Origin of the sequence: Paenibacillus foliorum (assembly GCF_013141765.1) — a bacterium.
GTDB lineage: Bacteria > Bacillota > Bacilli > Paenibacillales > NBRC-103111 > Paenibacillus_S > Paenibacillus_S foliorum.
Map to the genome: position 1 here is coordinate 37,530 of NZ_WHOD01000052.1, position 24,706 is coordinate 62,235.

Sequence of the window (24,706 nt, forward strand, 5' to 3'; positions counted from 1 at the left end):
TTTACCCTCCTTATTTCGTTGCTCCGCTGTATGCCATAGGCGGCACACCCATTTCATTTTTAAACAGCTGGATAAAATACCGCTTATTGTCGTAACCTAATAGATATGAGATCTCTTCCACCGTTTTGTCTGTGGTATCCAATAGCTCTTTGGCCTTATTCATTTTGGTTTGGATCACATACTCGATAAAGGTCAATCCCGTTTCCTTTTTGTACAGCCTGCTGAAGTAGGATGAATTCAAGTGCAGGTAATCGGCCACCTCCTCTAACGTTATTTTTTGATGCAAATGCTCCTCCACATAACGCTGAGCTTTGTTGATTTCCACTCGCTTCGAATGCTTGAAAATAGTGCCCATTTGCGCAAGCATTTCATTCAGATGTACGAGCATCCAGCTTTTCAATTGATTCGTATGATCGATTTCGCTCATCGTGCTGTGGAGAACCTCAACGGAGTAATTGGTTTGGAATTTTTGCAGAGATTTGAATTTGACCCGCATGTCCAGAAGCAGCTTTAAAACCCATTCTTTTATCATCTCCGGAGGAAAGCGCTCTTTTTCCACAAACGCCATCCATCTGTCAGCCGCCTCCTCCAAGCCTTGCGCATCTTCTTGCAAAATAAGCTGCTTCATTTCCTCCAACGCTTGCGAAAAGAAGGTAAACAAATCAGCCTTTGTAAACTCTTCTTCATTAATTACACCAATATATCCCTCAGATAAATAAAACTGATGTTCCAATGTATTTAACAGCTTCAGCAGGTTAGCCTTGAGCTCCAACGGCTGCTTAGATCGTTCACCCAAATAAAAAGAGACTTGAACCCTCAAATATTTGTTCAATGAATCCTGAACCTTCTTGATTGTTTCATTCACCAAGCTGTAGCCGTTCTCCTTCAAAGTCAGGCGGCAGGGGATCAGTATAACTCCTGATTTGATGCTATAACGAAATGTAACCGTTCCCTTTACCATCCCTAATACTTCGTCCATCACATTTTCGATCGCATACATCAGCATATCATCGGACATATTTAAATTCTTCTTCGTTTGCGCATGCCTTTCGATGTTATAAAATACAAGCAAGTAAGGGTTTGCTTCAAAGTCTATGCCGTACTGCTTAATCATATCCAGCCAATCTTCCATATGCCATATCGGATTATTTAAAGTGCCCAGTAAAAATTTCTGCTTCAGCTCTGCCTTGTTGTCATTAACAATATGCTCTAATTGATGTCTCTGCTTCCGATTCTCGCTTAGCTCATCCAAACGCTCGCAAAGCCGCCGAAGTTGTATGGCAATCGTATCCGGAGATATGCTCTCCTTCAATACATAGTCCTGCACGTTCAGCTTTACAGCCTGCTGAGCAAACTGAAAGTCATTGTAGCAGGAAAGAATAATCGTACACAGCTCCCCGTCCATTTCTTTTAGCTGCCGGATTAACTCAATTCCCGATATTTGCGGCATGCCGATATCTGTAATCAGAATGTCGGGCATTTCCGTTTTTGCATGCTCAAGAGCCTCAAGCGGATTTTCGTACATTCCTTGCAGTTGCAGATCAAGCTCTTGCCATGGGATTACTTGCGATAAGTATTCCAAAACAGGATAATCATCGTCAACCAACATGACTCTATACATCCGATTGCCCCCCCTTGCTGCGCATCTTTGGAATATAGACGCAGACCTTCGTCCCAACGCCTTCTTCACTTTCAATCGATAATAAGCTCCCGTAGCCGTAGATTAGCTGCAGACGTTCATAGGCATTTTTTAATCCGATTCCAGAAATACCTGTATGACATGAGCTGCTTTCCTCGGCCGAATCGAAAGTTCCAGCAAATAATTTCTTTCGCAGCCCGTCCAGCACCTCCTGCTTCATCCCCTCTCCGTTGTCCTCTACCGTTATAGCCAATCCATTCGCATCCTTCTGGCTCGTGATAAGTACGGTTCCACCTTTATGCTTCAATCCGTGAATGATGGCGTTTTCTACAAAAGGTTGAATGGAGAATCGCGGAACTTCTTCCAATAGTGTCTCCGACGCGGGATTAAGCTCCAACACAATCGGCTCCTTATGCCGAAAATTAACAAGCAGGACATAGTTGGAGATCAGTTCCAGTTCATCATGCAAGGAAATATACTCATTATTGCGATTGATCGTCATTCGAAGAAACGCCGATAAAGAACTGAGCAATTCGGCATTTTCCAGATCGCCCTTCATCCATATTTTCATCCGTACGGAATTGATAATATTGAACAGGAAGTGAGGATTCACTTGAGCCTGGAGCATTTCCAACTCGGCTGTCCGCTTTCCCGTCTGCTCGAGCGTAATTTGCCCGATCATCTGTTGAATACGGTCAAGCATATAATCGAATGAATGGGCGAATTCCCCAATTTCATCTTTGGTTGTAATATTCGATCTGATGGATAAGTTTCCGGATCTTACCTTGGCAGCCACCTTGCCCAAAAGCTTGATTGGCTTGGTCCACTGGTTCATTAGATAAAGCAAAATAATCAGAAACAAAGCAAAGCAAGTAATAGTCAGCAGCAGAACATTTTGGTGGACACGGCTGATCTTATCGATTGCTTCTTTATAAGGCGCCAAGCTGACCAAATACCAATCTGAGAAGGAAAGCTTATGCCTGACCAATAGATAATCTTTGTTCTGATCCTTAATGATGACAGGAATTTCGCTCTCTTCCTCCCAAATCCCGTTCTGATTCATAAATGGAAAGGTTGTGCCGATTTTGGAAGGGTTCGTATGTGAGAGTACAACTCCCTTGCTGTTTACGAGCATAATCTCTTGCGTGCTGTTGTAATTCTGAAATATTTTATGAATATCTGTTTCGAACATACTGGCGATAATATATCCGCTTGTTATGGAGGAATTTCGAATCGTACGGGCAATTGTAATCAGATACGGACTTTTACCGGCACTCGAGGCAATATAGTTCGCCTGCGTTCCGACCCAATAGGTTTCTAGAGAGTCCATATTCTCCAATTGATTAAACCATTCCAGGCGTGTAAAATTCAACGGATCGTAATCCTGAAATCCAGAATAATTGGAATAAGCCGTCCCCGCTATATCAATAACAGCCAAATAAACGGGATTGCTTGCGGCCGTCTCCACATTGGCAAACTTCTCGTTCATCCTTTTTATATTAAAAAATTGGGCTGCAGAGCTCTTGTCTGGAATCCGGTCATTCAAAATGGTGGTGACCTCATTGTCGAACTGGATGACATTCGTGGTGTACACCATGCTGCTGATCAGATTCGTAATATAAATATCCAATGTGTGCAGGGATTGCTCCATATTCGCGATTGCTTGCTCCTTTAGCACATCCTTCGTGGCATAGTTGGATATTAGCACAGCGATGACCATCGGAACAATCAAACAAAGGATCGAGGAAACGAGCAGTTTTTGCCTAAATGATTTGACAGTAAGGAGGTTCGACCATCCGTTCATTCACTCACTTCTTTTCCGTTGTCAAGAAAAGGACCGAGGAGACATCTCCCTGATCCTTATACTTTAAGTTTCATTACTTTTTGTTTGCCGTCACTATTTTGCTCAGCGCTTCGGTCCCTTTGGAAATCGTTGTATTGAGATCCTGAACACCAAGCAAGAACTTTTCGGATTCTGCGTTGAATGCTTTCTGTGCTTCTGCATTATAAGAAGGAGGCATATCCAGTTCCGCAAATTTGAATGTGTTCAATACGTGCAGGAGAGATTCCTTATCCATAAATTGCGGTTGAGCCACATTACTCATTACTGTATCTACCAGTTTGGATTTATCCGCTTTCTTCCAGGCTGGAAACTCCTTGCCCTGAAGAACTAACCCTTCGGTTGATAAATACCTCGCTACCTTATAAGCTTCTTCTTTATGCTTCGACTTGGAGGATACGGCGATGAAATCCCCATTCACTCCTGTTAATCCGCTGGGATCATCCTTGGAAAACTTCGGATAGGGGGCGTATACCGTTTTGAAGGTTGCAGGCAATTGAGCTGTGCCTCCGGACTCCTTCACCAGCCAGGAGCCGTCAAATACCATAGCGATATTGCCTTTCATGTAGGCTGCCCGGCTATCCAGCTTTTGCGCGATAATGTCTGAATAAGGCATTGCTGTTTTATCAACTTGCTGCGCTTTCCACATCATTTCCAATGATTTTTTCGTACGGGCGTTATCCAGATTCGGTGTTCCGTCTTTTTTATACATCCCGTTTTCCAACGCTTGATTCGAAAGTACCGGGTTCAACAATGTATTATGAAAGTGTCCTCCATATATTTTTTTCACACCTTCACCTTTTGTCAGCTTTTTGGCGTAATCCATGTAATCATCCCAGGTCCAATCCGTCGGTACAGGAAGTCCAGCAGCATCCAAATACTCTTTATTCAACAGTACCAGCTTTGCACTGTATTTGCCAGGTACGGCGTAATATTTCCCGTTAAATTTCATGTCCAGCATATATTCATCGGTATAATTAACACCTTCCTTCTTCATATACTCATCGAGCGGCTCCAGCATTCCCATCCCAATACGCTGCGTGTAACTACTGGAGCTATTTAGTACAAATACGTCTAACTGCTCACCTGATGCAGCCAATAAATCCAGCTTTTTCATAGCGTCGATCGCACTTTCAGTGAGAAACTCATACTCCAGCTTAATACCGGGGTTCTTGGCATTGAAATCGTCAACAGCCTTGTTGATCGCTTCCCTTTCGTTCGTATACCAGCTGTGCAGCTTAATGACGATTGGCTTTTTTTCACCTGAGGTGACATCTTTATTTTTCGTGTCCGGTGCACTTTGTCCGGAAGAGCAACCGATTATCGTGCCGAAAGAAAGAACAACTGCAAGTGATAACGCTAATCCTTTTATTTTCAAAATATTTCCCCCCATAAACCACTTGGATTTTTTACCCTTTTACACCGCCTAGAGATATCCCTTCAATAACCTGTCTTTGTCCAATAATGAAAATAACGAGCAGTGGAATAATGGCTGAAACCGTGCCTGCCATGATGAGTGAATAAAATTGACCATTTTCGTCCGCAAACGACTGAATACCTAATTGAAGCGTATACAAATGCTGTGAACGAAGAAATATGAGTGGGTTCTGATAGTCATTCCAGCTCCAGATAAACCGCAAAATCGCATAAGTAGCAATAGCCGGCCGAACAAGCGGAATACCGATATATAAGAAAGTCCGATAATGTCCTGCACCGTCAAGCTTTGCGGATTCCATGAGCTCCTTGTTAATTCCCAGAAAAAACTGTCTAAGCAAAAAGGTTCCGAGAACGCTAAAGCTGCCAAGCAGAATCAGTCCCGTATGGCTGTCAAACAATTGCAACCAACGGTAGAAAATGAACTGTGGTACTAGAATGGCTTCATGCGGAATCATGTACGTACATAACAGCATGAGGAAGACCACGTTCTTGCCTTTAAAATCAATTTTGGAAAACCCATAACCCGCCATGCAAGAAACCACAATAGAAACGAATGTCGTGATGCAGGATATTTTCAAAGAGTTCCAATAAAAAAGCGGGAAGGGGGATTTGCCCATCCATACTGCTTTATAATTTTGCACCACATTCCAGTGCTGAGGAATCCATTCTACGGGATAGTTGAACACATCGGCTTCCGGCTTCAATGAGGCAGAAAGCATCCAGATAAACGGTAACAGAAAAGCAATTCCTAAACAAGACATGATCACGGTGATAATCATTTTCGTCGGATTGGGCCACATCATGCCTTCACTCCCCTTAATAGTTAACCCATTTCTTTTGCCCGTACCACTGGATCAGGGTAATAAATAGAACAAACACGAAAAGCACCAACGCCATAGACGATGCATAACCGATATTCAAATTAATAAAAGCCGTTTCATACAAATAATATACGAGAACCGAGGTCGACCGCGCTGGCCCTCCCTGCGTCAGTACACTAATAATATTAAACACTTTGAAGGAACCGATAATGCCCGTCACTAGTAAAAAGAAGGATGTCGGCGAGAGCATTGGAATCGTAATTCGGGTGAGCTGTACCCATGGACTGGCTCCATCCATTTCCGCCGCTTCGTAAAGATCCTTGGGGATCGACTGCAATCCGGCCATGTAAATAATAAGGTTAAACCCGATACCTGCCCAAGTCATAATACCCATGAGTGAAGGAAGCGCATAATCCACATCGGCCAGCCATTTGGGAGGGTTGGCAACTCCTATGGAAATCAGCATCTGGTTGACCGGACCATGGCTCGGATGAAATAACACTTGCCAGACGATTCCAATAGCAACAATACTCGAAATATAAGGCATGAAATAAATGATTTTAAAGAAATCCTTGCCATAAACCGATTTATTGATAACAACCGCCAAGAGAAGGGCAAGGATCATCGACAAGGGAACGATCAGAATAAAAAGCATATTATTCGTTATTGATTTCCAGAATATCGGGTCGGCCACTAGCCTTTTAAAGTTTCCTAAGCCTACAAATTTCATTTGATCAATGCCTGCCACAAAGTTCCAGTCGGCAAAGCTTAACAACAACGAAGCGATGACTGGCACCATTACCAGCATAAGCACGCCGAGAAGCATCGGGCCCACAAATACATAACCGGTCATCGTTTCGATCCGGCGAAGCCTACTTTTGCTGACCGCAGCCTTTTTGGCCTGCAGACCGATAACCGTGTTGGAATGCAATGAAACATCCCCTTTCTATATGTAACTATTAGTTGATCAACTAAGTTAATTTCATTATAAAGAATCCAATTTTATTGTATAATGCAGAGGTTAGACCGAATTGTAATTATTTTTACTAAATATTTCTTCTATCCAACCAAAAAAATGCAGGCTGCTAGGGAATCCCCTTGCAGCCTGCTACCAGCATAACCCGGCCTTACTTTTGAGCCGAACGTTTATTGTACTCTGCATTCATTTCTTCGATAATTTTTTGATAATTGGCGTCCTTTTTAAGTTGATCGACGTATTTATCCCATTCCTCTATAGGAATTTTACCAATGATGACTTGCGTTTTCATATCCGCAATTTTCTTCGTATAGTCGGCGCCCATCTTAAGCTCCGTCTCGGAAACCAAGCCAATCGTCGGGTCACCAGTAGAAATCTTACCTCTTTCTTCCGCAATTTTCATGTTTCTTTGATAAACCTCTTTAGGCATACCCGCTGCATACTGCCATAAATCCACAACAGGTGTACTGAACATCTTCCCCCATGAGGCTGTCCCTACACTATCTGCTACTGCCTTGTCGTTAGCCACCTTCAGACCGTCTACAACGCTGTAATGAACATCTTTAATCCCATACAGCGTTAGATCCAAGCCTTCACCGCCGGAACCATAATTAATGAATTTCAGGATTGCTTTCATCTTTTCTTCAGGCACTGATTTCGGTATAGCCAGAACACCATTCATGCCTGTGCTCTGGGATACATAGGCCTTGCCTCCGGCTTTGGGACTTAAGGACACCATAGGAGTCCATTCTACCTTCGGATCCTTCTTCCATTGGTCCATCGTATATCGGAATAATGCCTCAGGAGTTTCCACTGTAACCCCGGCTCTTCCACTTGTCGCTAGCTCCCAATATTGTGTTTCCTTTAACACTGGGAAATCCTGAGGAATCAATCCCTCTTGGTATAATTTGCGTTGATAGATTAATGATTCCTTCACCTCTGGCTCCAGATTCATATTGATAAGCTTGCCATCCTTCTCCTTCCACTTGCCAACGGTTCCTGCGAAAACCTCTTCGATAACATTGGCACCACGCATTGTAAATCCGATGGTATCTTTTTTACCGTCAGGCGCATTATCTTTAAAAGCTTTCATCACGGTATAAAGCTCATCCATCGTTTGAGGCATTTTCAAACCGAGCTTATCCACCCAATCTTTGCGAATGGAGAAAAATCCTCCTCCGTTCAAAGGCCGTCCGGCTGGCACTGCATAGCTTTTTCCATCAATTTTCGTATTATTCCATATCTTAGAATCCAGTGATACTAAATTCGGATAGTCCTTGACATAAGGCGTCAAATCCCAGAAAGCTCCCTGCTTCACCATTTGGCGGAATAACGGAGTTGTAATGCTGGGGATTTTAATTAAGTCTGCAATATCGCCTGCGGCAAGTGCGACATTAACGCGATCCGAATAGTCGCCGCCTGGTACCCATTGAACCGTCAGCTTCGTATTAGTCTTCTTCTCAAATTCCTTTAGCACCGGATTATCGGGTGATGGGGGCTGTGCTATTGTGTAATCAGCCATAATCTTGATCTCTGTAGGCTTGCTTGGCGTCTTGGACTCTTCCTTTGCAGTCGTCGCCCCATCCTTTGGCGGAGCTGCTGGTGCAGACGAAGAGCAAGCTGCGGCAAGCGAAGAGAATACAACCATAGTGGACAAAACTAACAGAGTAGGCTTTTTGAACAAATGCGTATCACTTATTTTCATGCGAACTCATCTCCTCATATCATGTTTATTGGTTGTATCCATTGAGATCAAACAACCCAGCCGTTTTCTCGCACCTTATTCTCGTAATTAGCCGCATCTATATGCAAACCGAACCCTGGCGCTGAAGACACTGCTATCTTGCCATCCTTGATCGAGTAACCTGACGTATCGATACCTGGAATTTCCGCTTGATCCCATTCGACGAACATGAATCCTTGGATAGCCGGATAGACCTGGGCAGATGCAAAGTTACCGTAGAACCCGCCATAATTATGCGGCGCTGCTTTTACTCCGCTCTTGGCAAGCCGATCACTCAGCTTCAACCAATTTACAACTCCATAGTCCTTCAAGTCATACTGTATCGCATCAATCAAGCCTTGCTCCGCCCATTCGACGATAGGCCCGGCAGCCAATCCTTCGCCATCTGTTATCAGCACATCTAGCTTCTGCTCGGCCAACCATTCTTTTAGATTACGATATAGCCTGTCATCCTCATGAAAGGCTTCCTCCATCCACAGCAGATTGGACTGAGCTGTCTCCTTAAGTACATGCTTGGTCAGGTTCAAGTTGTATCCATTGTTCGCATCGATCGAAATATTGCAGTCCGGACCGACCACATCCCTGATCCCATTGACAATAGCGATATCCCTTTTCGTTCCCTCCATCAAATCCATATGCATCGCACCACGGCCCACCTTGATTTTAAACCCGCGGAAGCCCTCATTGTATCCCTGCATAGCTTCTTCTTGGAGCAAACGAACCGCATCGGCCTCTGAACTCAGATGCAGGTCATCAAAATACAGCGAAGTATCGTAGCATGGAACACTTAGCTGGGTTGTCCACTGTTTATTAGTCAGCAGCTCGTACACGGGTGTTTTTCTAACATTCCCTAGCCAATCGAACAGAGGGAACTGAATCTTTAGAAAGCGATCCTGAATCCACTGTTCCTCCGAAAATATTTCGTTAACCGTAGCTCCGATCAAGGCTTCTGCAGCTTCACGGGTTATGTTGGACCAACCATATCCTGCAATGCCCCCGATTGTGATGCGAAGCAACGGAAAGCTGACTTCCTTGCCATGTACGCCAAGTCTAGCATTACAGCCCGCCAACCTCCGGCGCTCCCCCTTCATAACGACTCGTTCGATTTTCTCAATACGCCAATTGCTTTCCAAATCTGTAAAATTAGTCATTTTTCCTTCTCTCCTTTGATAATGTGATTATAAATTCAATGGAAATAATTATTTATGCCAGCTCATCCTTTTACGGAGCCTAACATGACACCCTTGGTAAAATGCTTTTGCAGGAATGGGTATACCATCAAAATGGGAAGGGTTGATACAACCACAGCGGCCATCTTGATCGTTTGAGTGGGAAGCTGCTTATCTGAAGCCATTTCCACAGCCGATGCTCCACCCATAGCCGTATCGGAATCGATCAGCATGTTGCGCAGTACAATTTGTAAGGGCACTTTCGTAAAATCATTGATATAGAGCACAGCGCTAAAGAACGTGTTCCAGTACGCTACCGCATAGAATAACCCGAATGCAGCAAGTGAAGCGGCGGAAAGCGGCAATATAATCCTGAAAAAAACGCTTAGGTCGTTGCACCCATCCATCAAAGCCGCTTCCTCCAACTCGACAGGAATGCTATCAAAAAAGCTTTTCATTAGGATCACGTACCAACCGCTGGTCAGAACGGGAATAATCAAGGACCAAATGCTGTTGATCAAGCCCAGATCTCGCACCAGTAGATAGAGTGGAATAATTCCCGGATTAAACAGGATCGTAAACATGACCATAAACATCATCAGCTTTCTACCGCGCAATCTCTTTCGCGATAATCCGAAGGAGAAGGCCGATGTTACCATAAGGCTCAAGACCGTTCCTACCGTTGCCAGAAAAGCGCTAATCCCAGTGGCTCGAATAAAAGCTGATGTCGACATCAAGTATTCATAGGAGCTTAAGCTCCATTTACTCGGCAAGAGCACAAAACCATATTTCTCAATGTACTCATGCGGCTCTGTAAAAGAAACGACGAATACGTAGTACAAGGGAAACAATGTAATGATTCCAACTACAACCAAGAGAACCATGTTAGCTATACTAAATATGCGGTCTCCCAGGCTTTCTTTCATTTAATCACTCCCTAGAGTTATTGCGATAGCAAAAACTGTCTTCGTTAGCATTCGTTCGTTTTGGCGATAGCCAAGACTGCCTTCGTAATCAGCTACTTAATAAACGCCTTCTTCACCAAAACGCTTGGCCAGCCAGTTAGCCCAAACAACAAGCGCCAGCCCAATAATTGATTTGAATAAACCGACAGCCGTTGTATAGCTGAATTGACCTTGCTGAATCCCATTTCGGTAAACATATGTTTCAAATACATCAGAAACATTCGCTACTGCGCCATTAGACATCAAGAACACCTGCTCGAAGCCAACATCCATAATATGACCCAATCGCAAAATCAAGAGAATAATAATAACATTGCGAATACCTGGCAGCGTGATGTGCCATATTTGTCTAATTCGGCTAGCACCGTCAATCTTGGCCGCTTCATACTGCTGTGAGTCAATCCCGGTTATGGCAGCCAGGAATATAATCGTTCCCCAGCCGGTATCCTTCCAAATATTTTGCCCAGTAAGCAGTCCCCAGAAGAAATTGGCATTAGTTAGAAAATCTATCTTAGAGTACCCCATGTACTCAAGCATAAGATTGATAATTCCACTGGATTGCGAAAACAGTAAGAAGGTAATTCCTGCGATAATAACCCAAGATAGAAAATGGGGTAAGTAGACAACTGATTGAATGATTCGCTTAAAATATTTATTGCCAACCTCATTCATACAAAGGGACAACAAAATAGGTAAAGGAAAAAAGAAAATTAAGCTCAATAAGCTGATCATCATCGTGTTGCGAAACAGAAGATAAAAGCTCGGGTTGGTGAAAAATCTTACAAAATGTTCGATTCCTACCCAACTGCTTTTCAATACCCCCATATAGGGAGAATAATCTTGAAAAGCTATGATGATGCCCCACATGGGGTAATATTTGAAAATAAGAAAGTACAGGATACCTGGAAAAACCAGAAGGTATAAATACCTGTCACGTTTAAGGTCGGACCAAAGCATCGTCTTACTTTTCCTTTTTGCAAGCGGTTGCGAAATTGACTTCGTCGCTTGGAAATCCATCTACCTCTTCCTCCTCACTTGTTAATTCAAGCTATGTTCATTCCTTATCCATACATGATCAATATAGGTTTCGTCTCCCCTTTCCATAAAACTGGTTTGTTTGATTGACTGATGCCCTAACAATAGAGCGCTGTCATTACAAACGCAATACCAATAAATTATCACTATGCCCGTGCAAAATTTCCGGCTATCGTCTTTTTTTGAATTTCAACAAAAGGCTCTTACAACAGCAAATTTGCGCTGAATCATTTCTTGCTCACAAAAAGGCCCTCCAAAAATTCGAAGGGCTTAACTTCATTTTATGCCGAAGAATCTGAAGGATTGCCTTGAGTATGCTTCTCACGATACTGCCTGGGAGTAATACCTTCACTCTTTTTAAAGATACGAATTAAATGGGAGGGTTGATAGTGTAGCAGCCCGGCTATATCATTGATTTTCATATCGGTTGTAACCAACAGTTCTTTACATTTCTCAATTCGTAAACGAATAATGAAATCGATAAAATTGATGCCATTGATTTGCCTGAACGCCTTACTTAGCTTCGAGGAGCTCATCTGCAATTGGTCGGCATACATTTCAAGCGATATGTCCAATAGTATTTCCTGTTGAATTTGCCCGTGCAGCTTATTCATCGTTTCTCGCATATTGCTGTCATAAGCAATGGTTAATGTCTTAATAAAGGGACGAATCAGCTTATACTGAAACCAATCCACAATTGGATCCGGCTCGGATATTTGCATGAGCTGTTCATAAAGGTGAATCCCTTCGTATAAGGTATACAGATTCACATCATGCTTGATGATAGTGTCATGGAGAGTGCCCAGCAGCTTCATCATACCTTGATGCACCATTAACTCAGTGCTGTTGTTGCTTTGCAGCTCAATCATAAATTGTTGGATAAGACGGACCGCTTCCTCTTCAAGACCCATGTTGACCGCATGCACAATATCTCTTTCCAGCTCAGAGGGAAAATGCTTGAGGCTCGTATTTTCAATCATAAATTGATTCATATCCAGCATCTGGTTGGTTGTATGAAGATCGCGAAAGCGCAGTGCTTTTCTTGTTTGATCGAGTACATTGGGTATCTCCACGATCGAATCGGAAATTTTGCCCATGACTATGGTTATCCTTAGACGCAGTACATTATTAACCGAAACTATATAATCATGAGCAAGCTTATTGAGCAAACCCTTAATCTCTTCATTAGTGAAGCTATTGTCCAACGCGAAAAATATACCTACGGATAAATCCTGAAAATTTGTTACGTGAACCAGCTTTAGCTTCTCGGAGCAGAGCTCCAATATAATATTGGAGGCGGCAAACGTAATGAGCTGAGCGTCCCGCTCTGTGAATTTTCCACCGAGATCCGAAAGACCATGCAGCTGCGCGACCATTACTGCAAACCTTTTATTCTCCACATCCCAATCCAGCTGCTTCATTTTATTAATAATCTCCGATTCCGTATGAGTGTACAAATTCCCCTGCAAAAACTGCAATAGAAAGCTTTCCCGGAGAGCCGGAATGGACTGCTTAATTCTCATATCAAGTGCCTGCTGTTCCTTCAGATGCTGCCTCCACTGATTTTCAATATAGATGATTTCATCTTTTTCTTCTGACCGGTTATTTCTGGAAGCTTCGAACAAATTCTTCAATCGATAGATCGGAGCGTACATTTTGTTGGATGCGAACCAAGAAAGCAGTAGCCCAATCGTCAGTCCAACCATACTGATCCATAAAATAAGACGGGACAAAAAAGTTACAGGGGCTGTAATTTGCGACAAGGGAGTTGCGGAAACAACGGTCCATTTGCTGCCTAGCTTAGCTATTTTACCGTACGATACCGTGTAGATTTGATTTCGCCATTCATACTTGAACAAATGATCATTAAAATTTTCCTTCATAATCTGATTTTTAAGTGCATCTTCCAAAGATAGTTGATCTGGAGTAGGTTCATTATTACGAGGGGTCGTCAAATAGTCTCCATTCTCGTTAAATAAGAAAGCGACTCCTTCTCCTGAGACTAGCTTATACACCATCGTATTTAATTTATCCTGATCCAAATAGATGATAAAAGCTCCGTAAGAACCGTACATTTGGCCTCCAGGAAGCTTGATGATAATGGCTTTGTTCTTCGAATTGGGCTTATTTATCTTCTTTAATGAATAATTCCAGTAGATCGTGCGCTCTTTCTCCAACAAGGATTCTAAGAGCTTCCGGTCCTCATCCATTCGGATAGATTGAAATCCAACCTCGTCACCAAGCAGCTTATCCGCATCGCGCAAATATAAGCTAACACTGTCGATGAGAGAATTCGATTCGGTTATTAATGAAAACGATTTCATAAATTCGTTTGTTTTACTGAATTCTTGAATCAGATCCATATTCTTTAGCATTTCATCCATGCTTCGATCGAAAGCAAGCCTCACCACAGAATGCTCAAGATTAGTTAAATAATCATTCATCTGTTGAATGGACAGGTTAAGCTGATTCTGATGTGCCCTGTTCACTTCGGCTTCGATTCGAGAGGTTCCGATGTAATATAGAATGATGCCTATGAAAGCAATAGGTATACAGGTAATCAACAGGACCAATCCTAGGTTTTTCCAGAAAAAACTTCCTCTGCTTCTGCCGATTGGCTTAATCATATGATCCTCCACACATCCTATCGCCAAAACCCATAATATTATCTATACACAATACTATATATATTACCCTTACACAATATACACTGTATTATGATGATATGAAATAATCAAGATATCTTAGAAACCTTCATTAGCAGCGTGGGGTTCGACCGACCGCCATGCAACACACAACGTCGCACGGGAGCCGCGCGCGTTGGAAGATTACGTTTGTTCGTTAGGAGCGAGGTACTATGTATGGGAACATTACCCCTTACATGCAGTTCACTTACCCCAAAACCATATCCATAAGTATCATAAAAAAAGGAGAAAGCTCATCAACTCTCTCCTCATTCCTACTATCCCATATATACAATTGAACTAGCCAATTATTAAAGAAACAACCTTGCCTTCATTTACGTCAATTAATCCATGATCTGTGATTTTCAGCGCTGGACTAACAGCTAGTGAATGTGTGCTGATCGACATTATCGGGTTATAATGCTTGTACCCTAGCGACTTCATCGCTTTGCGGATAGCCTCCAGCTCCATTGCTGTCTGTTCCAGTGATGCTTCTGTTAAAATGCCGCCTACCGGCAGATGGAGGTTCGCAAGCAGCTCCCCATTATCTGCTACACAAAAGCCACCTTGATTCTTAATCACTTCATTGGCGGCCAGCATCATATCTTCGACATTATGCCCTACAACAAGCAGATTGTGATTGTCATGAGAGTAAGTCGTCGCTACGGCACCACGTTTGATCGTATCGCCGCCAATTAAGCCGAATGCGCGATTCCCGTTTTTTCCGTAACGTTCGAACGTAGCAATAAGCCCGTAACCACTTTCCTGCCAGCATAGCTCGCCTTGGCGAATCTCTGCCTCTCCCTTATGCTCTTCAGTGAAAGTCGAACCGTCTTTCACCATCATCACGCGGCACGCGTAACGACCATCAACGGAATCTACAGCCACTGAGAAATCCTTCTCACTCAGCTGCGGCAGCTTAACACTTGTATAGTAATGCGCAGGAAATGCACCCTGACTCGCTTTGGAGCTGTAGGTTTCTGCTGCATCGTATACCTTCCGGCCCTTTTTAAATACTTGGTCGATAGTCAGCTCTGACAAATTCGAGATCAATAAAAAATCGCTGATTTTTCCTGGAGCAATAGCTCCACGGTCATACATTCTCATCCTTTTGGAAGGGGTGAAGGTACTCGCGTAAATCGCTTTCTCCGGTTCCATTCCCATCTCAATTGCTTTGCGAACAATATGATTCAAGTGCCCCCGACGCTGGAAGGAATCCGGCATCACATCATCGGTTACGAAGCAGAAATGTTCGGCAACATCATGCTGAATTAAATAATCCATCACTTCAGGCGTCATTGATTTCTCCTGGATCTCAATAAACATCCCTGCACCGATCCGCGCTTCCATTCCTTCTATCGTTTGATGGGTATGATCGGAATCTACCCCACTGTATATCACCCTTTGTAAATCCAGGTCAAGCAGCTTAGGACAATGACCTTCGATTATTAAATTCGGATAATTACTGCGGATATGAGTTAAAATTTGATTCGTCTTGCAATCAGGATCCTTAATGATATCCACATAGTTCATGATTTCGCCTAAGCAAATGATTTTTTCCGATCGCAGGAGCTCATCCAAATCCTCAATTTCAATAGCTCCCCCTGTCGTTTCCATAGAGGTTGCCGGTACTGAGCTTGGAATCGCATAAAACATATCGGCCACACAATCTTTGCTCGCCTTGATCATTTCCTTCACACCGTCAAGCCCGAAAACATTAGCCATTTCATGAGGCTCCGGCACAATGGTAGTTACTCCATTCTTGATAAGCCCATAGGAGAAAGTTTCCGGGGTGACCATCGTGCTTTCAATATGAAGATGAATATCAATCAGACCGGGGATCATGTATCGTCCTTGCCCATCTAGCCTTTCACCAGCTTCGAAGCTTTCTGCACCACGATTTCCGATATATAAAAATTTACCGTCCTTTACTGCTGCATTGCCATGGACGAACTTTTTAAAGTAACTGTTGTAGATCTGTACATTTTCAATCAGCAAATCGACTAGCATTTGCTTGCACCTCCAAATTCACTACTCAACTAAAACTAATTTCTCACTAGGGAATAGAAGACGTATTTCGCTGCCATTAGAATAAGGGGCTTCCATTTCTTTGTTTACAGTGAAATCCCCCAAATCAGTCTCCACGACATACTGGTAGCTTCTCCCTAGGAATGTGCTTACTTTCACACGTCCTGCCACGCGATTCGGACCCTGTCCTATTTCTTCCGTTGAACCAATAATCACGTCTTCAGGGCGAATAGCGCCTTTCTTGCCCTTCTGCTCCCCTTTGCCAGGGCTCTTAGCCGCGATAAAAGTATAGCTCTTAACCTTAAGCTCGACCTCATCGCTTCTTTCTTGTCTTTCATCAAAGGATATAAAATTGTTAAAACCGATAAACCGAGCTATAAACTCCGTCTTCGGATATTTGAAAATCGTAGCAGGCCGGTCCAGCTGTTCTATGATCCCTTTATTCATGATGGCAACCTGATCCGATATAGAGAAGCACTCTTCCTGATCATGGGAAACATAGACGGTGGTAATGCCCAGCTCCTGTTGAATGCGGCGAATTTCCACCCGCATGTTCACACGCAGATTGGCGTCCAGATTACTTAGCGGCTCGTCGAATAGCAATAAATCCGGCTCGATCACAAGCGCCCGGGCAATAGCAACCCGTTGTCTTTGGCCTCCTGACAGTTCCTTAGGGAACCGCTTCTCAAAGCCGGACAAGCTAACCGTATCGAGCATTTTTCTTACACGACGGTCTAGCTCAGCCCCGCTCACCTTGCGCAGTCGAAGCCCAAACGCTACATTGTCGTAAACCGATAAATGCGGGAACAAGGCATAGCTCTGGAATACGAAGCCAAAGTTACGCTTATTGACGGGTACACGCGTATAGTCTACACCGTTCAACGTAAATCGGCCTTCTTTTGCCTCCAAAAACCCGGCGATAAGCCGCAGAGTAGTTGTCTTGCCGCAGCCGCTCGGGCCGAGCAGCGAAATAAGGCTCCCTTTTTCCACGTTCAGGTTAAAATCCTTCAAAATATATTGTTGGTCATAGGCAACCGATACACCCTCTAGAGTTAGCAAAGCCATAAGCGAAAGCCTCCATTATCGTTTGGTAAAATAGGATAGACCCATCAGCCGTTCGATCACGAACATGAAAAGTGCTGTAAAGATCATAAGAATTACGGATATAGCGGCAATCGTTGGGTCAAAATGATTTTCCACGTACGTCAGCATTTGGATAGGCAGCGTACTGACCCCTGGACCGGTCATAAATACGGAGATATCGACATTATTAAAGGACTCCAAGAAAGCGATAAGAACGGCTGCGATAATACCGGATTTGATATTCGGCAGCACCACTTTGAAGAAGGTCTTCAGCTGTCCAGCACCCAGACTTAAAGCTGCTTCTTCTATGGCGAAGTCGAAATTCGATAAGCTTGATGCAATAACACGTATAATAAAGGGCAGCATAACCACCGTATGTCCAATCAGCAGTGCCGCATAAATCGGCAGGTTATACGTCACGATTACGTATTTCAGCATCGTGAACCCAAGTACAATTCCCGGAATAAGAACCGGAGAAATAAAAATAGCATTGAGTAAATTTTTCCCTTTAAACTCAAATCGGCTTAATGCATACGCCGCCGGCATACCTATCAGCAGTGCCAATAAATTACCAATAAGCGATACGATGATCGAAGTGTAGAAGGTTTTTACAAACATTGAAACTTCCAAAATGTTGCTGTACCACTTAAGCGAGAAGCCTTGGGGCGGAAATTTCAAGACGCTCCCAGGTTCGAATGAAGTGAAAGCAATAATCACAAGCGGTCCGAGCAAAAATAAATATACAAGCAGCGTAAACAGGCCTAGACCTCGATTCTTCTCCTGCATCCCTTCTACCCCTTCGGATTTAATTTATTAGCCAGCTTGTTCATGAGACCAATGACCAAGAACGTTATGACGATCATGATCGTGGCGATGACAGAGGCCAAATACCAATCGTTAAGCGTAATGGCATTTTGATACAGAAATGTGGAGATCACTCGCTGTTTCCCGCCTAATAATGCCGGCGTTGTATAAGCTGTAAAGCTTCCAACAAACACAAGAATGCTCCCTATAATTAATCCTGGTACACTTAGCGGCACAATTACCTTGCAGAAAGCTACAAAGCGGTTCGCACCTAAACTCTCCGCCGCTTTAATCAGGTCAGGATCTATATTCTCCATAACACCGACCAAAGTTATAATAATTAACGGCAAGAACAAATGAACCAGACCGATTATCATCGCAGTAGGTGTATACAAAATATCCAAAGGCTCTTGAATCAACCCCATAGCAATAAGCGAGTTGTTAAGCAAGCCCTTTTTGCCCAAAATGATCATCCAGCTGAAGGAACGGACAACCGAGCTCGTAAGCAGTGGAAAAATAGCCAGCGCGAGCAGGATCGCCTTTTGCCTCGGAGACCGTCTGGAAATGTAATAAGCAACGGGAAACCCTATAATAATACACAACAACGTAGTAAATAGGCTGACACGCAATGTTGTCATCAGTATTTTAAGGAAATAAGGATCCTTGAAAAAGTGCATATAACCTTCAAAGGTAAATGCTCCTTTATTGAAAAAGGTTGAGCCTATCGTCAGAAGAATCGGCACTACCATAAACACCGTCAGAAACAGCAGACCCGGTATCAATAATAAATATAAATACGTTCTCTTCATGTAACTTTTCTCCTGTTCCTTGAGTTAGCTTTCGCTAGGCACGCAGGGCCCGGGTAAATAGCTGGAGAAATTCGTCTGCCTTTACGTCGAGACAAACATGGACATTCGGCTCCTTGGACAAGCGATTCTGAAAGTCGCATACCGTTTGCCCGTCGCAAAGCTCACTTTTCGTTTCCACATCTACATAATAATGCTTCGTGGTAACCAATGCTCCATTGATAGCCACACCTACAGCCAGCGGATCATGTAATGCACAAGCCCTGACACCGTACCGCTCGTAGTACCGCTTCATATAATCAGCCGTACTTTCTCGAACATAACGACTGATGGGGGAATCCCCCAGAGCTTGAATATGCTCCTCTGTCAGCAATGCCTTTCGAGTGACATCCAGACCAACAAGAGTTAGGGACGGGAAGCCAGCTTGAAGCACAAGCTTTGCTGCCTCTGGATCTACATAGATGTTATATTCCGCAGTTGGGGTTACATTACCGAAGCTCGCAACTACACCGCCCATAACTATGACTTCCTTCACTTCATGAACCAATGCAGGATATTTCATTACGGCAAGAGCTAGATTCGTCAGAGGCGCAGTCATTACCAGAGTGACTTCCCCGGCATGTCGGCGTACCTGTTCAATAATGAAATCAGCAGCATGTCCCTCCTGAACAGTTTGATGAACCGGCATATCGCTTAAGGCTCCGCCTAGTCCATCCTGTCCGTGAACCCTGTGTTCAAAAAAGGACGTCCGCAAAAATGGTTTATCCGCTCCTCGAATGACAGGAATTTCTTGCTCAAGTTCAGCCAGCTGCAAAATTTTGCAAGTATTCGTTGTCGCTTGGTCCAAGGATACGTTACCGTTAACGGTAGTAATCCCCAGAATATCGAGCTGACCGCTGCGGATGGCCAGTAAAATGCCAAGAGCATCATCTATTCCCGTATCTACGTCGAGGATGACCTTCTTCATTAAACTTCCCCCTTGTACTTTCCGTGACTGAACAGATAACAAGGGTACATGCTAGAGCTTGCTAGGTCATATACCCTTGCCACTGCTTTATATAAAGCCTATTATTGCGTTACTTCACGGTTCCAACGATCGATCCAGGATTTCAGGTTCTGGTTAACAGCCTTCATGTCCAATTTACGAAGCTTGCTCACTACATCAGCGCCGTAAGTGATTCCAGTTGCTTCTTCAGGAGTCAATTTCAGCGTCGTGTTAACAGGAGAATCTACTTTAGCTTTAGCTGATTTCTCTTGTACCTCTTTGCTCAAATGCCAGTTGATGAAATCTTCCGCAACTTGTTTGCTTTTGCTTCCTTTAATTACATTGACCGTATTCATAATCGCGTAACCGCCCTCTTGCGGTGTAATGAATTTGGTATCCGGCACAGCTGCCTTCAAATCCTTAACATACATTTCCATAATCGGTCCTGCGGCAATTTCGCCTTGCGCGTACATGTTCACGAACTCGGAGGTTTGGCTGTAATACTTAACTACGCCTTTGTTCAATTCTTTGATCTTGGCAAAAGCTTGATCCGCATTAAATGTAGTGCTGCCAGCAACGACAGATGCTGCATCCAAAATCATAGGGCCACTTGTGGATGTAATGTTAGGCAGAGTCAGCTTCTTAGTAAGTTCAGGACTCCACAGGTCACTCCAGGATTTGATTTCTTTACCCGCGGCTTTAGGGCTATAGGCTATTCCCAATTGACCGATCGTATAAGCAGGACCATAATCTTCACCAAGCGGTGCTTTGGCTACATCATAAATATCCTTCAGGTTTGGAATACGGCTGCGGTCGATTTTATCAAACAGACCTGCTTCAATACCTTGCTGCGCATAATAATCGGATAAATAAATAAGATCTACGCTTGAGCTGCCTTGCTTCACTTTGTTAAGACGCTCCGCATTGTTGCCCGTCTCCAAAACGATTTGAACATTATGTTCCTTCTCGAAGGGTGCGTATACTTCTTTCTTGAAGAAATCATCGGAGAACCCCCAAGTGGAAATAACCAGCTTCGTTGGTTCGCCCTTCTGAGCCGGTGCCGGTGCAGCGCCGCCCGCTGTATTTCCCTGCTCTTTTGCAGGAGCTCCACAGCCCGTCAAAGCTAATCCTGCCACAGTTAAGGAAAGTAACCCTTGAAACATTCTCTTTTTCATAATCATCGTCCTCCCAATTTTGTATAAATGTATGATTTGAATCGTGAATCACTGTGATTTTTCATTAGTATCCTTCCCAAGTCCCACAATATACACGGAATACCATCTGATACCAACAAAACTTATCATTTCTTATATAACTAAAAAAACAAAGAAGTACCCCTGATAGAATAAAATCTTCTAACAAGAGCACTTCTCATTGTAAACAATGCAAAGAGACATCCGTTTATGTAACATGTGGTTTCCTCTTAAGATAGATCAAAAGAGAAACGCCGACTGGACTATTCGGTTTGTTTAAGAATGATGTTCGTAATGGCCCATTGTGTCGGTGGATCGTAATCCCTTAATACAGCTTCAATGGATAAGCCCATTTCCAGCTCCAGCTTCTCCCGGATTTTCTTTTTGTAAATGGAGGACATATAAAAATCAACCTCATGTTTCAGCGTCGGGGCTTCCCCCTCTAAAGCTGAAGAGCGCGGAGAACGGCGATGTTTGGCATGTATCGTAATGATGTTATGATCCAGTGATGCCTTCAGCAGCGTAGTGCCAAACCCGAATAGCTCCTTGGCAATCTCATTATATAGGTGACACAGCTTTTTCCTGTTTTCACTAGAATCTATTAGGGGCATGGGATCACCTTCTGGAGCATTTTTTGACCCATAATCATATAATCTATTTGTATATAATACATAGAATTCAACAATTTATCAAGCAATCGTTCGTCTTTATATATAAAAAAAGCTGATTTTCATACTGTTTTCATAAAAGAGAGTCTGTTTCCCGAATGGATTGATGGATCGAGGGTAATTTTGCTATGTTTGCTCAACTTCTCAACCTGTTATAATAGAAATTAATGGTACAAAAAAAGGACTCAAATCTGAAATAAGTGCATCCTACTTACCTGCTAAGCTCTTTACGAAGTCATTCGATTTCGGCTACTTAAACTGCTTAGTGCTTGACAAGGCCTTACGAACGGCAATGGCCATGGTAGCGCACAAGATTTTGGTCGAAGTCATTTCCTACGCCAAAAAACTGCATCTATACAGCCTTTTGTCTGTTATATCAGCAGTCTTCGTAAATTCATGCAAATGTGCAGTTCTTTTTTCATTCTTAGCTGAACCGTACCGTTTTACATAAAAATTGCTGTACTTTCGCAGTTCTTTCCTCAACAGCAAATTTTTGATCGAAAATAACTGCATGTTTGCAGGATATGGTACAAGCTGATGATCGGAGGCGGGTCAAGCACTGATTTTGAGGTTGAACTAAAAAAAAGCGAATAGCCTGTGTTTCAGGCTCTCGCTATTAGATAAGCTTATGCTTACGATGCTAGCTTTTCTTAAGAAAAGCTCTGCTTATTCTTACGATCTTAGCTTTTCTCAAGAAAAGCTCTTAGGAGGCTATTCATAAATGATTCTACATAAAGGTGAAACCTTGTTTCGTCAAGGAGAATCCGGTCCACTCTACCATCTGAGAAAAGGTCTGCTGAAAATTATCCGAATTCATGAGGACGGAAATGCTGTTCTCTTGAATATTATTGTACCCGGAGAAATCATCCCCCATCATTCCCTCATTAGTCCAAATCCATATAACGGGACAGCCATCGCGCTTATCACCTGTGAAGTTGAAATGCTTCCCGCTGCAGATTGGTATATCGAAAATGAACGTGATCCTGAGAAATGCCGGGCTATCGCTCTGCAGCTGCAAGAGAAGCTTCGCATGATGCAGCAGCGTATCGACCAGCTTACCGAGACCACTCCACTTGAGAGGCTTCGAAAGCTGCAGCTCTGGTTCCAAGCCTATATCGGTACGGGCAAGCTAACAGATGTGCTAACGCAGGATGAGATAGGTCAGTTCATCGGGCTTCGCCGCGAAACGGTTAACCGGCTGCTGCGAGCCCAATCCGCTTCATCAGGAGACCCTAATAGCTGCTAACGGATTGGGTTCGGTAAGCATACGCCGCCTTGGAGCTGCAAGTTGCGTCTTTTTACAAATTACTGGCGGGACCAAAAAACTCATAATGAATGTTCGTCTTGGTGACGCCCCATTCTATAAGTATTTCATTCACAGCCTTCATAAAGGGTGTCGGCCCGCAAAAATAAAAGCTAGACTCTTTATTGCCCACAACGCTTGTTAACCATGGGAAGTCGATCAAGCCTTCTTTATGAAATGCGTTCGCCTCTCTATCCCGCTCCGTTGGTCTCGCATAGCACCAATGGACGGATAATTGCGGGTGCTGGAGTGCAAGCTCCTCCACATGCTCGCGCATTGCGTGCATATCTCCATGCTGAGCTGCATGGATGAAGGTCAGGGGACGGCTCGGATCCGTTGCTGCCCATGTGTTCAGCATGCTGATCATCGGAGTTAATCCTACCCCTCCGCTTATTAATACAATCGGCTTCGAATCCTGCAGCTCCAAAGTAAAATCACCAGCTGGCGCAGAAATTGCAAGAACGTCTCCTTCTTTAATCTGCTCGTGCAAAAATACCGAAACTTTTCCCGCGGGGCGCCCTTGAAGCGCATCTTCCCTTTTAACCGAAATTCTATAATAAGATTTCCCCGATGCGTCTGAGAGGCTGTATTGGCGAATGTGAGTATGGGAATCTCCTGGGATTTGTATTTTCACACTAATATACTGACCCGGCTCAAAAGCAGCAATCGCCCCACCGTCCTGAGGAACCAAGTAAAAGGAAGTAATAACGTCGCTCTCCTTCACCTTACGCGCCACTCGGAATGACCTGAACTCAGCCCATCCTCCATTCTGCTCTTGAGATTGCTTATACATATCAGCCTCGACACTAATGAATGCATCGGCGATAACAGCGTACGCTTCACTCCAAGCTCGCAGAATTTCATCCGTAGCTGCATCACCCAGTACTTCTTGGATAGCTGCCAGCAAATGCTCCCCTACAATTGGATAATGCTCTGCTCGGACGCCGAGACTTCGGTGCTTATGAGCAATCTGTTTCACTACTGGCAATATAGCTTCCAATTTATCTATATGCAGTGCAGCCGCGTACACCGCGTTAGCTAATGCAGCCTGCTGCTTGCCTTGCTTTTGATTAGCATGATTGAATATATTCAACAGCTCAGGATGATGGGTGAATAAACGTTCATAAAACTTTTTGGTGATAGCCATTCCATGTACTTCTAGAACAGGTACCGTAGATTTTATGGTTAGTATTGTTTTTTCACTTAGCATTGGAATCACTCTCCTATATGTCACTTGCTATAACAGTAAGTATAAACGAGGGCACGACTCCCCCAAGTGATTACGATCACATCAAAAAGCAACGATTTGTGACTAGTCCGCCTAATATTGGTTGAAGCTGCTCCATTATCTGCTTTGGAATTATTGCAAACGTTGTTAGTCCTTCCCCTTGATGTCTTAGCGGATTCAGATGTTGATGATTAAGCGTTCCCGCAGGGTCCTGACAAGTTTATTCGCAAAAAAGCTGCCTCCGTGGTTCGGGATATAGAGGAAGTGATTGTTACGTTATTTCTAATAAAAGCACAAA

19 protein-coding genes are annotated in these 24,706 nt (G+C 43.6%); 1 reads left to right on the forward strand and 18 read right to left on the reverse strand.

What is annotated here, in order from left to right:
* Positions 1 to 10: 10 nt before the first annotated feature.
* The 17 genes from GC093_RS12130 to GC093_RS12210 form a co-directional block, all read right to left on the reverse strand.
* On the reverse strand, positions 11 to 1,621 hold the full coding sequence (locus GC093_RS12130) for a response regulator transcription factor (protein WP_171652137.1): 1,611 nt from the start codon (positions 1,619 to 1,621) through the stop codon (positions 11 to 13).
* Positions 1,614 to 3,371 carry a cache domain-containing sensor histidine kinase gene (locus GC093_RS12135; RefSeq protein ID WP_216624604.1) on the reverse strand — a complete coding sequence of 586 codons (1,758 nt, stop codon included), beginning with the start codon at positions 3,369 to 3,371 and terminating at the stop codon, positions 1,614 to 1,616. The genes GC093_RS12130 and GC093_RS12135 overlap by 8 nt, the downstream gene beginning before the upstream one ends.
* 145 nt (positions 3,372 to 3,516) lie before the next feature.
* Complete coding sequence (locus GC093_RS12140; RefSeq protein ID WP_171652139.1) at positions 3,517 to 4,857, reverse strand: ABC transporter substrate-binding protein; 1,341 nt, start codon at positions 4,855 to 4,857, stop codon at positions 3,517 to 3,519.
* Positions 4,858 to 4,888: 31 nt separating this feature from the next.
* Positions 4,889 to 5,719 (reverse strand): carbohydrate ABC transporter permease, encoded by an 831-nt coding sequence (locus tag GC093_RS12145; protein WP_171652140.1) that lies wholly within the window; start codon positions 5,717 to 5,719, stop codon positions 4,889 to 4,891.
* Between the two features lie 13 nt (positions 5,720 to 5,732).
* On the reverse strand, positions 5,733 to 6,590 hold the full coding sequence (locus GC093_RS12150; RefSeq protein ID WP_171652289.1) for a carbohydrate ABC transporter permease: 858 nt from the start codon (positions 6,588 to 6,590) through the stop codon (positions 5,733 to 5,735).
* A gap of 274 nt (positions 6,591 to 6,864) precedes the next feature.
* Positions 6,865 to 8,418: an extracellular solute-binding protein gene (locus tag GC093_RS12155; protein WP_171652141.1), complete on the reverse strand. Its 1,554-nt coding sequence runs from the start codon at positions 8,416 to 8,418 to the stop codon at positions 6,865 to 6,867.
* A 47-nt stretch (positions 8,419 to 8,465) separates the two neighbouring features.
* A complete protein-coding gene (locus GC093_RS12160) occupies positions 8,466 to 9,608 on the reverse strand; it encodes an enolase C-terminal domain-like protein (RefSeq protein ID WP_171652142.1) in 1,143 nt (380 codons plus the stop codon).
* Positions 9,609 to 9,670: 62 nt separating this feature from the next.
* Positions 9,671 to 10,552: a carbohydrate ABC transporter permease gene (locus GC093_RS12165; protein ID WP_171652143.1), complete on the reverse strand. Its 882-nt coding sequence runs from the start codon at positions 10,550 to 10,552 to the stop codon at positions 9,671 to 9,673.
* A 96-nt stretch (positions 10,553 to 10,648) separates the two neighbouring features.
* Positions 10,649 to 11,548: an ABC transporter permease gene (locus GC093_RS12170; protein WP_376768647.1), complete on the reverse strand. Its 900-nt coding sequence runs from the start codon at positions 11,546 to 11,548 to the stop codon at positions 10,649 to 10,651.
* Between the two features lie 359 nt (positions 11,549 to 11,907).
* Positions 11,908 to 14,253, reverse strand: a complete 2,346-nt coding sequence (locus tag GC093_RS12175; RefSeq protein ID WP_171652145.1) for a helix-turn-helix domain-containing protein — start codon at positions 14,251 to 14,253, stop codon at positions 11,908 to 11,910.
* A gap of 357 nt (positions 14,254 to 14,610) precedes the next feature.
* Positions 14,611 to 16,320, reverse strand: a complete 1,710-nt coding sequence (locus GC093_RS12180; RefSeq protein ID WP_171652146.1) for an adenine deaminase C-terminal domain-containing protein — start codon at positions 16,318 to 16,320, stop codon at positions 14,611 to 14,613.
* Positions 16,321 to 16,341: 21 nt separating this feature from the next.
* The gene (locus GC093_RS12185; RefSeq protein ID WP_171652147.1) at positions 16,342 to 17,403 is read right to left on the reverse strand and encodes an ABC transporter ATP-binding protein; all 1,062 of its coding nucleotides are present in this window, start codon (positions 17,401 to 17,403) and stop codon (positions 16,342 to 16,344) included.
* A gap of 15 nt (positions 17,404 to 17,418) precedes the next feature.
* Positions 17,419 to 18,207, reverse strand: a complete 789-nt coding sequence (locus GC093_RS12190; protein ID WP_171652148.1) for an ABC transporter permease — start codon at positions 18,205 to 18,207, stop codon at positions 17,419 to 17,421.
* Positions 18,208 to 18,212: 5 nt separating this feature from the next.
* Positions 18,213 to 19,034: an ABC transporter permease gene (locus tag GC093_RS12195; protein WP_171652149.1), complete on the reverse strand. Its 822-nt coding sequence runs from the start codon at positions 19,032 to 19,034 to the stop codon at positions 18,213 to 18,215.
* A gap of 34 nt (positions 19,035 to 19,068) precedes the next feature.
* Positions 19,069 to 19,998 (reverse strand): nucleoside hydrolase, encoded by a 930-nt coding sequence (locus GC093_RS12200; RefSeq protein ID WP_171652150.1) that lies wholly within the window; start codon positions 19,996 to 19,998, stop codon positions 19,069 to 19,071.
* A gap of 101 nt (positions 19,999 to 20,099) precedes the next feature.
* Positions 20,100 to 21,191, reverse strand: coding sequence for an ABC transporter substrate-binding protein (locus GC093_RS12205; protein WP_171652151.1), 1,092 nt, complete (start codon positions 21,189 to 21,191; stop codon positions 20,100 to 20,102).
* Between the two features lie 281 nt (positions 21,192 to 21,472).
* Entirely contained in the window at positions 21,473 to 21,820 is a 348-nt protein-coding gene (locus GC093_RS12210; RefSeq protein ID WP_171652152.1) for a DUF2294 domain-containing protein, read from the reverse strand.
* A 778-nt stretch (positions 21,821 to 22,598) separates the two neighbouring features.
* Here GC093_RS12210 and GC093_RS12215 point away from each other — a divergent pair.
* Entirely contained in the window at positions 22,599 to 23,123 is a 525-nt protein-coding gene (locus GC093_RS12215; RefSeq protein ID WP_171652153.1) for a Crp/Fnr family transcriptional regulator, read from the forward strand.
* 52 nt (positions 23,124 to 23,175) lie between these two features.
* Here GC093_RS12215 and hmpA read toward each other — a convergent pair whose 3' ends face one another.
* On the reverse strand, positions 23,176 to 24,390 hold the full coding sequence (gene hmpA / locus GC093_RS12220; RefSeq protein ID WP_171652154.1) for an NO-inducible flavohemoprotein: 1,215 nt from the start codon (positions 24,388 to 24,390) through the stop codon (positions 23,176 to 23,178).
* Positions 24,391 to 24,706: the final 316 nt, after the last annotated feature.